Annotated in this window: 15 protein-coding genes; 7 read left to right on the top strand and 8 right to left on the bottom strand. The window is 66.4% G+C overall.

The features are described from left to right. Nucleotides 1-33: 33 nt before the first annotated feature. Nucleotides 34-1,989, bottom strand: a complete 1,956-nt coding sequence (locus tag OG300_RS31450; RefSeq protein ID WP_405487225.1) for an acyl-CoA dehydrogenase family protein — start codon at nucleotides 1,987-1,989, stop codon at nucleotides 34-36. A gap of 142 nt (nucleotides 1,990-2,131) precedes the next feature. Next, nucleotides 2,132-3,316: an AAA family ATPase gene (locus OG300_RS31445; RefSeq protein WP_405487223.1), complete on the bottom strand. Its 1,185-nt coding sequence runs from the start codon at nucleotides 3,314-3,316 to the stop codon at nucleotides 2,132-2,134. A gap of 165 nt (nucleotides 3,317-3,481) precedes the next feature. On the opposite strand from OG300_RS31445, the gene OG300_RS31440 reads away from it, so the two are divergent. The 4 genes from OG300_RS31440 to OG300_RS31425 all read left to right on the top strand — a co-directional run bounded on the left by OG300_RS31440 (nucleotide 3,482) and on the right by OG300_RS31425 (nucleotide 5,793). Next, nucleotides 3,482-3,769 carry a hypothetical protein gene (locus tag OG300_RS31440; protein ID WP_405487221.1) on the top strand — a complete coding sequence of 96 codons (288 nt, stop codon included), beginning with the start codon at nucleotides 3,482-3,484 and terminating at the stop codon, nucleotides 3,767-3,769. 309 nt (nucleotides 3,770-4,078) lie between these two features. Continuing rightward, nucleotides 4,079-4,690 (top strand): C40 family peptidase, encoded by a 612-nt coding sequence (locus OG300_RS31435; protein WP_405487219.1) that lies wholly within the window; start codon nucleotides 4,079-4,081, stop codon nucleotides 4,688-4,690. A 19-nt stretch (nucleotides 4,691-4,709) separates the two neighbouring features. Continuing rightward, the gene (locus OG300_RS31430; protein ID WP_405487217.1) at nucleotides 4,710-5,120 is read left to right on the top strand and encodes an RNA-binding S4 domain-containing protein; all 411 of its coding nucleotides are present in this window, start codon (nucleotides 4,710-4,712) and stop codon (nucleotides 5,118-5,120) included. A 94-nt stretch (nucleotides 5,121-5,214) separates the two neighbouring features. Continuing rightward, nucleotides 5,215-5,793: a TIGR03086 family metal-binding protein gene (locus OG300_RS31425; protein ID WP_405487215.1), complete on the top strand. Its 579-nt coding sequence runs from the start codon at nucleotides 5,215-5,217 to the stop codon at nucleotides 5,791-5,793. A gap of 247 nt (nucleotides 5,794-6,040) precedes the next feature. Here the strand turns inward: OG300_RS31425 and OG300_RS31420 are convergent, their stop codons facing one another. The 3 genes from OG300_RS31420 to OG300_RS31410 all read right to left on the bottom strand — a co-directional run bounded on the left by OG300_RS31420 (nucleotide 6,041) and on the right by OG300_RS31410 (nucleotide 8,935). Beyond that, nucleotides 6,041-7,507 carry a DUF222 domain-containing protein gene (locus OG300_RS31420; RefSeq protein ID WP_405487213.1) on the bottom strand — a complete coding sequence of 489 codons (1,467 nt, stop codon included), beginning with the start codon at nucleotides 7,505-7,507 and terminating at the stop codon, nucleotides 6,041-6,043. Nucleotides 7,508-7,615: 108 nt separating this feature from the next. After that, complete coding sequence (locus tag OG300_RS31415; RefSeq protein ID WP_405487211.1) at nucleotides 7,616-7,981, bottom strand: darcynin family protein; 366 nt, start codon at nucleotides 7,979-7,981, stop codon at nucleotides 7,616-7,618. Between the two features lie 60 nt (nucleotides 7,982-8,041). Next, entirely contained in the window at nucleotides 8,042-8,935 is an 894-nt protein-coding gene (locus OG300_RS31410) for an NAD(P)H-binding protein (protein WP_405487209.1), read from the bottom strand. Nucleotides 8,936-9,048: 113 nt separating this feature from the next. Between OG300_RS31410 and OG300_RS31405 the strand changes: the two genes are divergently transcribed. The 3 genes from OG300_RS31405 (at nucleotide 9,049) to OG300_RS31395 (ending at nucleotide 11,614) form a co-directional block, all read left to right on the top strand. Continuing rightward, nucleotides 9,049-10,005: a LysR family transcriptional regulator gene (locus OG300_RS31405; protein WP_405487207.1), complete on the top strand. Its 957-nt coding sequence runs from the start codon at nucleotides 9,049-9,051 to the stop codon at nucleotides 10,003-10,005. Between the two features lie 61 nt (nucleotides 10,006-10,066). Then, entirely contained in the window at nucleotides 10,067-10,555 is a 489-nt protein-coding gene (locus tag OG300_RS31400) for a hypothetical protein (protein ID WP_405487205.1), read from the top strand. A 150-nt stretch (nucleotides 10,556-10,705) separates the two neighbouring features. Beyond that, a complete protein-coding gene (locus OG300_RS31395; protein WP_405487203.1) occupies nucleotides 10,706-11,614 on the top strand; it encodes a hypothetical protein in 909 nt (302 codons plus the stop codon). 59 nt (nucleotides 11,615-11,673) lie between these two features. On the opposite strand, the gene OG300_RS31390 is transcribed toward OG300_RS31395, so the two are convergent. The 3 genes from OG300_RS31390 to OG300_RS31380 all read right to left on the bottom strand — a co-directional run bounded on the left by OG300_RS31390 (nucleotide 11,674) and on the right by OG300_RS31380 (nucleotide 14,038). Then, nucleotides 11,674-12,279, bottom strand: coding sequence for a transglutaminase family protein (locus OG300_RS31390; protein ID WP_405487201.1), 606 nt, complete (start codon nucleotides 12,277-12,279; stop codon nucleotides 11,674-11,676). Between the two features lie 213 nt (nucleotides 12,280-12,492). Then, nucleotides 12,493-13,656: a cation:proton antiporter gene (locus OG300_RS31385; RefSeq protein WP_405487199.1), complete on the bottom strand. Its 1,164-nt coding sequence runs from the start codon at nucleotides 13,654-13,656 to the stop codon at nucleotides 12,493-12,495. Nucleotides 13,657-13,660: 4 nt separating this feature from the next. Next, complete coding sequence (locus OG300_RS31380; RefSeq protein WP_405498755.1) at nucleotides 13,661-14,038, bottom strand: hypothetical protein; 378 nt, start codon at nucleotides 14,036-14,038, stop codon at nucleotides 13,661-13,663. Nucleotides 14,039-14,070 lie beyond the last annotated feature (32 nt).

Here is a 14,070-nt window from a genome sequence, read left to right as displayed (position 1 = left end):
CACTAGAGAGCGGCAGATTTCAATCGAGAGGCCTTACGTCTCCACGCTCGCCTTGGTGGAGGGGAGGAACGGGTTGAGTAGGTTTTGTTCTTCTGATGGGCCGAATTGCCATTCGGCGATCCAGGGGCCGGTGTCCTCGCTCGGGTCGAGGGCGCCTGCTTCCAGCCAGCGGTAGCGGCCGTCGAGGACGGCTCGGGTCAGCTCGGTGTCGGCGTCATCGGTGTTGGCCCAGAGGGAGTCGAAGAGTTTTTCGATGCGCAGGCGGGACTGGCGGCAGAACATGTCGGCGAGTTCCTCGGCGGCGGTGCCGTCGGGGCTGCCCTCAACGCGCAGCTGCTGGGCGCGCACGCAGGCGGCGGCCATGGCGAACAGTTCCGCGCCGATGTCGACGATGCGACCCAGGAAGCCCTGTTTGTACTCGAGCTTCGCTTGCCAGCGGGCCATGCCGTACATCAGTGCGCGGGCCTGCTTGCGTGACATCCGCTCGACGAAGCGCATATGCCTTGCCAGCGGGCCGAATTCGCCGTAGCTCACCGGGGCGGTGCCCGCGCCGACGGTCAGCTGCGGGAACCACTTGGCGTAGAAGCCACTCGCGCCGACGGCCGCCTTGGCCTTGTCCTTGAGTTCGGCGTTGCGGTCCACCAGTGCGCCCGCGGCGGCCATGTGGGCGTCGGCCATCTCGCGGGCGATGAGCAGCCGCATGATCTCGCTGGAGCCCTCGAAGATGCGGTTGATGCGCAGATCTCGCACCATCTGCTCTGCGGCGACAGCTCTTTCGCCACGGGCCCGCAGCGAGGCGGCCGTCTCGTAGCCGCGTCCGCCGCGGATCTGCAGCAGTTCGTCGGCGATGGTGCAGGCCATCTCCGAGGCCCACAGTTTGGCCAGCGCGGCCTCGATGCGGATGTCGTTGCGGTTCTCGTCGCACATGGTGGCCGACAGGTCCAGCACGGCCTCCAACGCGAAAGTGGTTGCGGCGATGAAGGAGATCTTCGCGCCCACCGCACCGTGCTCACCGACCGGACGACCCCACTGCACGCGGGTCGCCGACCATTCGCGCGCGATTTTCAGCGACCACTTCGCGGCCGCGGTGCACATCGCCGGAATCGCCAGCCGCCCCGCGTTCAAGGTGGTGAGCGCGATCTTGAGCCCATCGCCCTCGCGCCCCACCAGGTTTCGCTTCGGCACCCGCACATTGTGCAGCCGGGTGACCCCGTTCTCGATGCCGCGCAGACCCATGAACCGGTTGCGCCGCTCCACGGTGATGCCGGGGCTGTCGGCCTCGACGATGAACGCGGAGATGCCGCCGCGATGCCCCTCGCTCTTGGGCACCCGCGCCATCACCACCAGCAGTTCGGCGGCCACGCCATTGGTGGTCCACAGCTTCACGCCACTGACCTCGTAGGCCTCGCCATCGGCGGTGGGCACCGCGGTGGAGGCCATCCGCGCCGGATCGGATCCGACATCGGGCTCGGTGAGCAGGAACGCGCTCACCGCGCCTTTGGCGCAGCGCGGCAGGAACTCTCGCTTCTGTTCGGGGGTGCCCGCCAGCTTGAGCGGTTCCGGCACCCCGATCGATTGATGCGCCGACAGCAGCACGCCGAGGCTGGCGTGCGCCGACCCGACCAGCATCAGCGAGCGGTTGTAACCGACCTGGGTGAGCCCGACCCCGCCGTACTCCTCCGGGATCTTGAGCCCGAAGCAGCCGAGTTCGGCCAGCCCGCGCACGTATTCGTCGGGGATGCGTTCCTCGGCCTCGATCCGCTCGCCGTCGATGGTTTCGCAGAAGGCGCGCAGGCGCTTCAGGAAGGCCTCGGTTTTGGCGGCGTCCGCGGCGTCGGGGCGTGGGAACGGATGGATGAGGTCGAGCCGGAACCTGCCCAGGAACATCTCCTTGGCGAAGGATGGCTTGGCCCAGGTGGTTTCGCGGGATTCCTCGACCAGTGCCCGGGCTTGTTCCTCGGTGGCATCGACTTTGGCGGCAGTCGCCATGATGTGTCCTCCTCGACCGTGATGAGAATCACATTCGAGTGTAGGAGCTCTTGTTACCCACCGGTAGGGGCTGGCAAAGATCGAAAACGCAAGTAGCGCAATGATCTTGAAGTCTCAGCAAACCTTCCGCACTCGATCCGGGCTACTGCACACCCCGCAGATATCGCCCGAAATGCGGCACGGTGAAACCGATCGTGCCGCGCTCCGCGGAGTAGATCAGCCCCTTCTTGATCAGCCCGTCGCGGGCCGGAGACAGCGAGGCGGGCTTGCGTCCGAGCTCGCTGGCCACCGCCGAGGTCGCGACCGGTCCGTCGTCGCCGGACAGATCAGCCATGGCGCGCATGTATTCCCGCTCGGCGGGAGTGGCTCGCTCGTAGCGGGAGCCAAAGAAACCGACCGCCAGCTCTTCTTCGGCGGCGGGCGCGGCCACCGCCACGTCCTCCGCCGTGATCGGACTCTGCGCCGCCGCGTCCCACGTCGCCTTGCCGTACGCCTGCACGAAATACGGGTACCCGTCCGCCTTGCGATACAGCTCCGCCAGCGCCGCCTCCGAGTACTTCACGTCCTCGCGCTCGGCGGGCGCGAGCAGCGCCAGATCGGCCGCCTCGCGATCCAGCCGGTCGATCCGGTGGTAGGAGAACAGTCGCTCGGAATAGCTCTTGGACGCCGACAGCACCGCGGGCAGATGCGGCAGCCCCGCGCCGACCACGATCAAAGGCGCGGCGTCCTGCGACAATTCGTGGCACGCCCCGCAGATCGCGGAGATGTCCGCGGCCCCCAGATCCTGCATCTCGTCGATGAACACCGCGATCCCCACACCGAGCTCGCGCACCAGTGTCGCCGCCTCCAGCAGCAGCTCGACCAGATCGATCTCGATATCGCCGGAGTCGGCCCGCCCGGTCACCGCGGGCACGTCGATGCCCGGGTTCCAGCGCTCCCGCATGCCCTTGTCGGCGGTGGACCGCAGTGCGAAAGCCTTGAGAATCCCCAGGAAATCGTCGACCTGCTCCGGATTGCGGTGTGCCACAGCCAATGAGCGCACCGCCATGTGCAGCGCGGACGCCAGCGGGCGGCGCAGCTCCTGGTCGGGGCGCGCCTCCAGCTTCCCGGTCCCCCAGCCGCGGGTGCGCGCCGCCGAGCGAAGCTGATTGAGCAGCACCGTCTTTCCGACCCCACGCAGTCCGGTGAGCATGACGCTGCGTTCGGGCCGACCCCGGGAGATGCGTTCCAGCACGATGTCGAAGGCGTCGAGTTGCCGATCGCGGCCCGCGAGTTCGGGTGGTCGCTGGCCGGCGCCGGGTGCGTAGGGATTCCTGACGGGGTCCATGCGGCCCAACCGTAGCGCGGGAATCCGGGATTATCCGGGCGTCTACCGAAGCTCCTAGAGGCAGCTATCGACCGGCATACGCGGCCGGTCCGGTTCGTGTCTCGGGAGTCGGCGGGGGTCTCTACCCTTATGCCTGATTCGTTGGGATCCAGCGCAGGAGGGTTCATGTCGGACGAAGCGGTACCCATCGTGGCCACTGTCGCGGAGGTGGTCGAATCCTGGAACGTGCCCGCCGAGGCGGTGGTGGCCGCGCGCATCCGCAACAACATCCTGGTGGCGATCGAGCGCGGGTACGACGACCCGCAATTGGTAGCCGACCTCGCGGTGGGTCCGTTGGTGATGGCGCTGGGGCAGTTGGAAGTGGAGCTGGCAGACGCGCGGCGGCGCATCGCGAACCTGGAGCGCGGGTGCGCTGAGCAGGAACGAACGCCCGAGAGCGACGACGGACAGTAATACAGACCGAAAGGTTTGCGGTTCGATAACGGCCTGTCGATCACCTATACCGTCTTGTGACCCGCCGGCGTATACCTCGAATCCCGCTTCCAGCGGGGCATTTTCGAAAAGCTGCGACACACCGCGCGTGTGGGGTGGACAACACGGCGGCCTGGTCGTAATCTTCTCGTGACTTAGCGGAGTCACCCCTCTGATCGAGGGGAAGACACGCGGCGTTACAAGCAGCAAGATCGGAGATGCGGCTCAGTGGGTAAGCACAGCTTGCAACGGGAATCTCGGCTTCCGAATTCCGTGAAGGGCGCCATCGTCATGGGCGCAATGGCAGCGACGACGACTGGCGCGTTCCCGGCGATCACCGCCCAGGCCGCGACCGTCGACATCCCCGGCATCGGAAGCTTCGATGTCCCGGACGATTTCGCGCCTCAGGTCCAGCAGTTCAACCAGACGGTCAAGGACGCCCAGACGGCGCTCGCGACCCCCGGCGCTCTCGGCGGCGGCCTCAACATCGGCGGCGCTCCGGCGGCTCCGGCCCCGCAGTTCCAGCTGCCGGGTCTGCTGCAGCAGCACCAGCAGAGCCCCGGTGACATCGCCCTGCAGGCCGCCGCGACCAAGGTCGGCGCCCAGTACTCCTGGGGCGCCACCGGCCCGTACAGCTTCGACTGCTCCGGTCTGGTGCAGTGGGCGTACAAGCAGGCCGGAGTCGAGTTGCCCCGCACCAGCTTCGAGCAGTCCAACGTCGGCGCTCCGGTCGCCTACCAGGACCTGCAGCCCGGTGACATCGTCATCACCAACGGCGGCGGCCACGTCGGCATCTACGCCGGCGACGGCAAGCTGCTGAACGCCGTTCAGACCGGCACCCCCGTCTCCTACACCCACCTGCACTCCGACGATGTGGTGACCGCCCGCCGTATCCAGGCGTGAGCATCGGTATCGTCGAGGCGTGACCTCCGCTCCACTGAGCACCCCGGCCCAGGCCCGAGTTGATTCTTGGACCTGGGCCGTCCGCATTTTCAAAACCCGCAGCGCCGCCGCCGCGGCCTGCCGCGCGGGCCACGTGAAGGTCAACGGCGTCCCGGTGAAACCGGCCCACTCCCTCAAGCCGGGCGATGAAATCCGCACCCGCGTCAACGGTTCCGAACGCATCGTCATAGTCGAGCGACTCCTGACCAAACGCGTAGGCGCGGCTGTCGTACCCCAGTACATGATCGACAAGAGCCCACCTCCACCCGACCCGCAGCTGACGGCGCTCCTGCCCCACCGCGACCGCGGCGCAGGCCGCCCCACCAAGCGCGAACGCCGCGAAACCGATCGCCTGCTGGGCCGCGAAGGCCTACCGGGTCACGAGGCCTGACCATTCGAGGTGCCTTTTGCGCGCCGGTGCTGAGCGCGATGGGTGGCGTGTTTTTCCAAGAGTCGGTGGTCGGTCGGCGCATAGCGTTCTCGGCATGAACAAGACCTTCTCTGCGATGTCCGAGGCTGCCGCCGAGGCTGTTCGGGTGGCCAAAGGGGTGCGCGCGGAACAGCTTTCCGGGCCGACTCCGTGTACCGAATACGATCTGCGGGCGCTGACCAATCACTGGGTGCTCTACTCGTCCTACGGGCTGGAGTGCCGGGCGCTACGTCAGCCGATTCCCGACGAGCTGACCGATCACGACTTCACCGCTCCGGCGGATTGGGTCGAACAGTTTGCGGCCCAACTGGATAAGGCGCTGCTGGCCTGGTCCGAGCCCAGCGCCTGGGAGGGCGATATCGACCTCGGTTACGCGTCGACTCCGGCTGCCGGGGTCGCGGGCATGCTGCTTGCCGAACTCGCTTTGCACGGCTGGGATGTCGCCGTCGCGACCGGTCAGGATTTCCGGCTGTCCGCGGAGTCCGGGGCGACGCTGCTGGAAATCGTGAGCGCGAGTGCCGAGGAATACCGCTCCTACAACATGTTCGCCCCGGCGGTCGAGCTCTCCGGCGAAACCGACCCGTTCCTGCTCGCGGTGGCCGCCTCCGGTCGCAAGCCGCAGGCGACCTCCTGACAGGTGAGCTTTCTCGAACGCGCATCTGCTGGTCGGTGTCGGATGGTCCTCGTCGACGGCTGAACGCGGTGGGGCGGGGCCGGTCTCGGTAGTCAAAACTGTTGAGACACAGAGGAGTTACTTACTCGGCATCACTATGACTGTCGAGGTTGCAGGAGGCATGGGCTGCCTGTGTGTCGGGTGTCGCGGATGCGCCTGCCGATAGGTGGTCACCGTCGGCAGCTCCGTTTTCCCCAGGGCGCGAACACTATTCGCGGGGAGGTCCCGGTCGTCGACGGGTCTGGCGGGCGCTGCGGCCGCGCAGCTCGGTGAGGGTGGCCACGGCCAACTCGCCCACGTGGTGGCGGGTGTTGACCTTCGGTGTGCCGGTCGGGTCCAGGGGTGGTGGCGCGATCCAACCGGTTCGACCCGCGAATGGTGAATCCGGTGGCATGACAATGGTTTTCCAGCCATTGGGGGTGTCGTTGACCAAGGCGTGGCAGGCATCGCACGCCAAGGTCAGATTCTGGATATCGGTCGGGCCGCCCTTGCACCACTCGGTGATGTGATGCACCGCAGACAACGTCGCGGGCGCATTGCAGCCCGGGCGGGTGCAACCACGTTCAGCGGCGATCAACGCCAATCGTTGGGCCGGGTTGGCGAGGCGGTGGACCTGGCCCAGGTGCAGGGGCATGCCGTTGTGGTCGAAGATCGCCAGGAAGGGCGTGGATTTCTCGGCCAGCCGCAATGCTTCCGGCAGCGGAATGCTGCCACCGGACGCGGCGGTTGCGACACCGGCGCGGGCCTCGAGCTCCGCCACGCTCATCGTGAGGATCGTCGATACCGGCAGACCGCGATGATCGCCCAGGTTGGCGGGACCGCGTTCCGGACGCAGGAACGCCACCAACGCATCATGATTGCGTTGCGCAGTCGAACGCCGATCACGACTCGCCGCAGCGTCGAGGACGTCGCGATCGACATGCTCGGGAGCCCAAGGGCTTTCGGGATCACTCGGGTTGCACATGCCGGGGCGGGCGAGTTTGGCCAGGACGGGCTCGAGCAATTCACGCAGGGTCGTAGTGATCTCGCCGCTGAGCGGGGACATGCCATCGACGCGGCGCTTACCCACTGTGACTCCACGACCGCGTTGACGGTCTTCGTCTTCGGTGAGGCTGCCGTCTGGGTCGAGGTAGGCCAGGATTCGGTCACCGATTTTCGGCAGATCATCCGGAGTGGTGTTGGTGGCGAACTCGGCCAACTGGAATTCGACTGTTTCCCGTTGTTCGACATCGAGTTTCACCGGCAACCGATCCATGATCCGCCCGATCACCCGTGCATGCTCAGCCGAAACCAGCCCGACCGACTGCGCAGCCGCAGTCCACGGCAGCCACGGCGGCAATGTCTGACCGGGAAGTTCCCGCATACCCAGCAAGGTGGCGGCACGGCAGCGGGCGCGCGCGTCGGCTGCGCTGAGGTGCAGGGTGTGTTCCAGGAAGCGCGGCATCGACTTCAACCCGGATTGCGCGGGGATGCCGCGCATTTCGATCTGGTTGAGCACCCGATGCTGCACCGCGGCCATCCGGCGCGTGCACGACTCCATCTCCTGCAACAGCTTCACGACCTCGGAATCCGACATCGGATCGAGGTTGTCCTCGGCCAGGAAATCCACCTCATCGGAGAGGGCTGCCACATGGACTGCGGCAGCCGCTTCGCGTGTTTCCCCTCCCCGATTCATCCCTCAATTCTACGCCGAAAACCTCATGGATTCGATTGAATTATCATGTGATGCAAGGTGTTTCAGAATATCCGACGATTCAGCCTCGATATGTCCCAGCACATGAATTCACGTGCTGATGGTGGCAATCGGGTCCAGGCCGTAGGTTCTGGCATAGGCGTTCTCGGAGCCGACCAAGATCTCGACCACGTCGAAATAGTGGTCCCAGAAGGGGGTTTCACGCAGCGCATCGATGAGGAGTTGGTAGACGCGATGATCGTCGGCCTCCCACACCCAGACGTCGGTGACGCGAGCAGAATAGAACTCGGTGTCGTAGAAGCGTGAGCGGACGCCGGTGGTCTTGGACTCGATGGCGGGGAGGACATGGGTGGTAAAGGCCTCCACGCGTTCCTCGACGGTCAGGGACAGCCATTCGGGTGTGGTTTTCACGAGCATGAACGCTGTGACAGGTGGTTCGGGTGTTTCAACGGACATCGGATATCTCCCGGTCTGTTAATGCCTTGAATGCCAATGAGTTTCGGTTGATCGAGTGATTCAGGACAGGACGACGGGCGCGAGGGTGTCGGCGCACCACTGCTCGAAGCTGGTGGGGGAGGAGCTGTCCGGGGTACGGGCGACCCCGGCGTCCAGGCCCTGATCCTTGGCCCGCTTCATATCGACGACAGCCCGGGCGAACTCTGCGTTGAGGCCGTAGCCGACGAGGTCGGTGTGCAGGTCGTCGAAGGCCTGGCGCTCGTATCGCACCGGGCGGCCCAGCTTTTCGGTCATGATGCGGGCGATGTCGTTGGGGGACAGGTCTTCCGGCCCGAGGACAGGGACGCTGTCGACGCCGGTCCACGAGCGGTCCAGCAGCAGATCGGCGGCGACGGCCGCGATATCGGCGACAGCGACGAGGGGGGCCTTGCGGTCGGCGTCGACGACGTCGATGAAAACGCCACGCTCGCGGATCGAGTCGGCCTCCTCCAGGAAATTCTCGAAGAACGACGGGTTGGCCAGCGCCCGGTAGGCGACACCGCTGTCCGCGATGAGGTCATCCATGGCCAGGGTCGCGGTGACCAGTCCGGCGCGCTCGGCGACCGGGGTGCCGCGGCCGAGGGCGGACACCCCGACCACATGGCCGACATGATGATTCGCGAACGCCCGCACGGCGGGAGCGGTGAACCCGCTGTAGCCCTCGTGCGGAGTCAGGGCGGAATCCGGTGGGACGAGCCAGAATACGGCGTCCGCACCATCGAACGCCCGGTCGAGTACGACGGGGTCCGCATGCGAGCCGGTGATCACCTCGACGCGTTCGCGCGTAGCGTCCGGGAGCCGTGCGGGATCGCGCACGACCACCCGCAATTTCTCTCCGGCGGCGGGGGCGGACTTCAGCAGTTGGGCGAGCAGGGAACAGCCGATGTTCCCGGTGGGAGCGGTAATGACGATCATGGGTGCCTCGCAGATCAGATCGGGTTGGGGACACCCGCCATCCTGCGGAGACCGCGGCATTGCCACAATGGGAAAGTCGGCACGGAATCATTGACTGAAATGGAATAATGCAGGTGGACAGCCCTAATTCGGCCATCGACGCCAACCTCGCCATCGCCCTGGATGCGCTGTTGACCGAGAACAGCGTCACCCGCGCCGCCGCCCGCCTGCACACCTCACCGGCCGCCATGAGCCGCACACTCGCTCGCCTGCGCCGCATTCTCGGAGATCCCCTGCTGGTACGGGCCGGGCAGAGCATGGTCCCGACCCCGCGCGCCGAGGCCCTCCGCGACGAGGCCGCCGCGGTGGTCCGCAGCCTGGGCGCGCTGCTCAGCCCCGGCGTGGGCGTCGACCCCGCCGACCTGACCAACACCTTCACCCTCGAGGCCGCCGACCTGATCGGTGCGGCCCTGGCTTCCCGTCTGCTGCATCTGGCTCAGCGGGAAGCACCGGGCGTCTCGTTCCGGTTCCGGGCCGAAGAACTGGAGGGTGGATCGGCACTCCGCGACGGCCGGATCGACCTGGAGATCGGATCCATCGACCACCCGGATCCCGAAACCGAGGTCGAAGCCCTGGTCACCTTGCGCATGGTGGCCGCCGTCCGCTCCGGTCATCCGCTGGCCGAAAAGCCTTTGACCCCAGCGCGTCTCGCCGCCGCCGACCATGTCGCGGTCAGCCGCCGCGGCCGCTTCACCGGCCCGCTCGATACCGCTCTCGCCGAACTGAACCTGCGCCGCCGGGTGAGCGTCGTCCTCCCCAGCCACCTGGCCGCCATCACCCTCGCCGCCACCAGCGACATTGTCTGTCTGGTCCCCGCTGCCCTACCCGGCGCCACCGCGTCCCCCCTCACCGCCGACGCGATCACCCTCGGCCTGCACCTCCTCGACGTCCCCGTCCCCCTCCCACCCCTGACCATCGGCATGGCCTGGCATCCCCGCCACACCGCCGACGGCGCCCACCGCTGGCTCCGCGACGCCGTCCGCCGAACCCTGCGCACCCCGGCGGCCCCGACCGCCGTGCGAGTACCGTGACAAGTCGTTTCGCCAGACAGTTGCTTCATCCCTGCGATATGCGCGCGGAAGGATCGAACCCATGCAGCGAGGCACCCTGAGGATCGCGGCCATCCCGCTCCTCCCCATCCTGGCCCTTTTGATCCCCGCCGGTCAGGCCGCCGCGGACCCCCTCTATTTCGACCCCGCCCAGGTCGACCCGGCCCCCGGCTGCTCCGGCAAGGTAACCGCCGAACTCAACTACAGCCAGGGCCAACAGGCAGCCGAATTCGCCGACTTCATCGACAGCTCAACCCGCCTCACCGTGAACTTCACCCCGGACAGCACCCCCGCGAACTCCCTGTCCGCCTCCGTCAACCCCGGCGGCAACTGCGAAGTCTCCGCCACGGTCACCCTCCAGAACCTCGACTCCGGCGCGACCACCACCGAAACCAAAACCACCCAGTACGACGGCCATTACGGCTGGCACGCCGCCTTCTTCACCCTCGACGGCTCCGGCCGAGTAGCCGCCACCGTAAGCACCAACCCCACCCCCTCCCAACTCGTCATAGACGTCCCCGCCCCGCGCTGAGAATTCGGTTCCAACATCGCTTGGAATATTCAATTCTGTTGCAGTGCAACCACTTAACCGTCCAGTCTCGACGCGCTCAAAGAGACGACAATGCGGGCATGTCCGCACGAATCGCGAACAAATGTTCGGCCCGCTCGATATGTTCCGCAGGTGCCGTCCATCCGCCACGAGATCCCGTTGCAGCTGTTGCGCAACCGCCCCGAGCTCGCCCCTCGGATCGCGCGCACAGTGCTCGGATTACCGGTGCCGGACCTACCTTGTTGGCATCCGGGCCCGGAGACGGTCACCCTGCTGTCTCCGGGTGAACTGCACCTGGATGTGGTGCTGGTTGGAACCAATGCCGACAAACCCGAGTTTGCGATCGTTCATGAAGTCCAGAACGCGTGCAGCACAGCAGATCTGGAGCGAATCGCGCTGAGCTGGCCCGCCTACGTCACCCATGTCCGCCAGCGTCTGGCCTGCCCGGTCCTGCTGCTGGCCTTCTGCCCCGACGAGCCGACCGCACGCAAGATCGCAACCCCCGTCGAAACCGGCCACCCGGATTTCGTCTTCCGAGCTCGCACCTACTGGCCGGGCATGCTCCCGGCGATCACCACTGTCGCAGAAGCCGATGCCCGGCCCGAGCTCGCGCTGCTGGCAGCCCTTGGTCATCTTGGTGATTGCGAGCGTCGCATCGTCCTCGCCATGGTCCTCGAGGCAATGCAGCGCCTCGGCCCTGAACTGCGCGTCCACTACCATGACTACATCACCAACTGCGTACCTGCCAGGTACCGGAAAGAGTGGGAGGAGCTCGTGGCCATAGCAATCGAGAACTACCACTGGGAGAGCGATTTCGCTCACGAACACCAGGAGATCGGCCGCGTCGAAGGGCGTGCTGAAGGGCGGGTCGAGGCATTGGCCGGGTCGATTCTGCGGATTCTCGAGCGTCGCGGGATCACCGTCGACGACGTCGTTTGCGCCCGAGTAATCACCTGCTCGGATGCCGATCAGTTGACTCATTGGCTCGACCGGGCCCTGACCGTAAGCGCTGCCGAGCAATTGTTCGACGACCGATCCTGACCGATCAGGTTCACCGTGCATCGCCTGCCCTGTTGGTGATCGAATCTGTAGCCGCCGGACTATTCGGTCAGTTGGGTCGGTAGGCCCGTGTCGTAGATCGCGAGTATGTCGGTGGCGCTCTGGAGGGTGGTTACGACGGTGGGGGCCGGGGTGAGGTGTAGTTGGGGGTAGTCGATTTCGCCTTGGGTGGGGTTGGTGGGGAAGGCGAGTTGTTCTGTGGTGAGGGAGAATTCGGCGGTGATGTCGGGGCGGTTGCCTCGGGGGTCCTGGCGGTGCCAGGCGTTGTTCAGGTGGACTGCTATCAGGCCGTGCAGGACGTGGGTGGGGCCGTGGGTGAGGCGTTGGTAGCAGAGGGCGGTGGGGATTTCGTTGGCTCGTAGGAGGGCGGCGAGGAGGTGGGATTTGGCGTAGCAGAGGCCGGTTCGGTGTTCGAGGACTTCCGAGGCGCGGAGGGTGACTCGGGGGTTTCGGGCGTCGTAGGAGTGGGGGATTTCGTCTCGGACCCAGTTGAAGGTGGTTCGGGCGCAGTCGATTTCGGTGGGGGAGTGGGTTCGGAATTCGCGGGCGAGGGCTTGGATCTCGGGGTGGTCCACCTCGATGATCAGGTCGCCTGTCAGGTAGGCGGAGGGCGGCAGGGTGGATTGCGGGGTGAATGGCACGGGCACCTCGGGTTGGTAAAGGTGGGGCAAAGTCGGGCCCAAGGAATTATGGGCGTTTCAGAACTTCAGTTACTTCCTACCGGATCGGGCAAGCTCGCCGCGGCCCTGCTCAACGCCGGATCCAGCCGGACGCCGACGAACGCGGACATCGCGGGCAGCGGATCCGCCTCTGCCGGTTCGGCACTCGGCAACGACGTGCTGACCGCTGAGGACCCGAGATCAGGACGGTGAATCAGCCTGTGGGGCAGGCGGATTCACCGGTTGGCTCTTGGCGGCGGCCCGGGCTCCCCAGGCGGCTGCCGCGATGGTGATCAGCGCACCGAGCATCAGGGCGGCGGGTTCACCGGGTTTCAGGACGTGGAGTTGGGTGCCGACGGTGACGGCGGCTACCGGGACGCCGATCTGGGCCGAGGCGATCGTTCCGAGGGGTATCGGCTGGCCCAGCATTCGCATCAGGGCATGTGCCGCGACAGCGGCGGCACCCAGGGCCACGCCCAGCACGATCAGGTAGGGGTGCGCGCCGAACTCGCGCAGGTTCAGGCGCGCGCCCAGCCAGATGAAGAACAGCGGTGAGAGGAATCCGTCGCTGAGGGCGAAGAGCTGCTTGGCGACTCGGCGCGGCTCACCGACCGCGGCCACCGCCAGACCCATGGCGAATCCGGCCAGCATGATCGAGACGTGGCTGCGGGTGGCCAGCGCGCCGAGCGCGAACAGCAGGGCCAGACTCACCCGCAATTCGAGCGCGAACTGGCGATCCTCCGACACTTTGTGCAGACGTCGGCGAATGCCGGAGTCCTCGGTCCAGCGCAGGAAGAAGTACACGGCCACGGCGGCGACCGCCACCAGCAGCGCGCCCAGCGCGGCCTTGCCCGCATTGCCGGGATCGATCACCAGCGGCAGCGCCACCACGGCCGCCGCGTCCGCGATGGCGACCTGAGCGGTCAACTCCAGCACCGATTTCCCGGTCAGCCCCTGTGAATCGAGGATCGGCAGCACGATCGCCGCCGACGACGACGCGATCAGCACCGCGTACAGCAGCCCGTGCCCGGTATCGAACCAGGCCGCGATCCCCACACCGGCGAACACCGCCACCACACCCACCGCGACCGCCCGCAGCGCACCCCGCCCCAGTGCCGCGCGGATCGCCGAATCCCGCACCGGCACATGAGTTCCCGCGATGAACATCACCACCGCGAACCCGACATCGGCGAGGAATGTGAACGTCGGATCCTCCGGATGCAACAGCCCGAACCCGGTCGTGCCGAACAGGATTCCGGCCGCCAGCTCGCCGAGGATCACCGGCAGATGCCAGGACTGCCGCCACGCCAGCCACGGGCCGGCCAGGCCGAGCAGCGAGATGAGGGTGAGGGTCTGGAACGTCACGGTGTCACGGTAGCGACGCGATCTTCACGGGGATCGCGATGTTCTCATCGGTGTAGTAGATGGCGCACACCCGGTGATACCCGTCGACGATCTGCATCGGCACCCCCTTGCGGAAGTCCCCGCGCACCACCAGGATCGGCGAGAGCGCCTTGCCCGCCACGATCTTCTCCAGATCTCGCCGCACATACGGGTTGTAGGTCGGCAGCACCTCCAACTGCGAGGCGCGCAGCAGATCCTTGGCCTTCTTGTGCGAGAGCGGCGCCGCCCGCAACTCGTTGACCACCGTCTCGATCACATCCGGTTCGGCGATCATCTCGAGGAAGTCGGCCGCCGCCGGATAGTCGTGCTCATCCGGCTCCTTCTTCCACTTCACCTCGATCACAGAGTCCACCATGACGACATCATTCCCGCCCA

The organism is Nocardia sp. NBC_00511, assembly GCF_045161165.1.
In the GTDB taxonomy this organism is placed as follows: domain Bacteria; phylum Actinomycetota; class Actinomycetes; order Mycobacteriales; family Mycobacteriaceae; genus Nocardia.
The sequence above is the reverse complement of the archived record's forward strand: the minus strand, read 5'-3'. Positions and strand labels throughout refer to the sequence as shown.

Bases quoted from the DNA above. Each gene is read 5' to 3' on its own strand.
- OG300_RS31450 (WP_405487225.1), bottom strand. From the start codon at position 1,989: ATGGCGACTGCCGCCAAAGTCGATGCCACCGAGGAACAAGCCCGGGCA.
- OG300_RS31445 (WP_405487223.1), bottom strand. From the start codon at position 3,316: ATGGACCCCGTCAGGAATCCCTACGCACCCGGCGCCGGCCAGCGACCA.
- OG300_RS31440 (WP_405487221.1), top strand. From the start codon at position 3,482: ATGTCGGACGAAGCGGTACCCATCGTGGCCACTGTCGCGGAGGTGGTC.
- OG300_RS31435 (WP_405487219.1), top strand. From the start codon at position 4,079: ATGGGCGCAATGGCAGCGACGACGACTGGCGCGTTCCCGGCGATCACC.
- OG300_RS31425 (WP_405487215.1), top strand. From the start codon at position 5,215: ATGAACAAGACCTTCTCTGCGATGTCCGAGGCTGCCGCCGAGGCTGTT.
- OG300_RS31420 (WP_405487213.1), bottom strand. From the start codon at position 7,507: ATGAATCGGGGAGGGGAAACACGCGAAGCGGCTGCCGCAGTCCATGTG.
- OG300_RS31415 (WP_405487211.1), bottom strand. From the start codon at position 7,981: ATGTCCGTTGAAACACCCGAACCACCTGTCACAGCGTTCATGCTCGTG.
- OG300_RS31410 (WP_405487209.1), bottom strand. From the start codon at position 8,935: ATGATCGTCATTACCGCTCCCACCGGGAACATCGGCTGTTCCCTGCTC.
- OG300_RS31400 (WP_405487205.1), top strand. From the start codon at position 10,067: ATGCAGCGAGGCACCCTGAGGATCGCGGCCATCCCGCTCCTCCCCATC.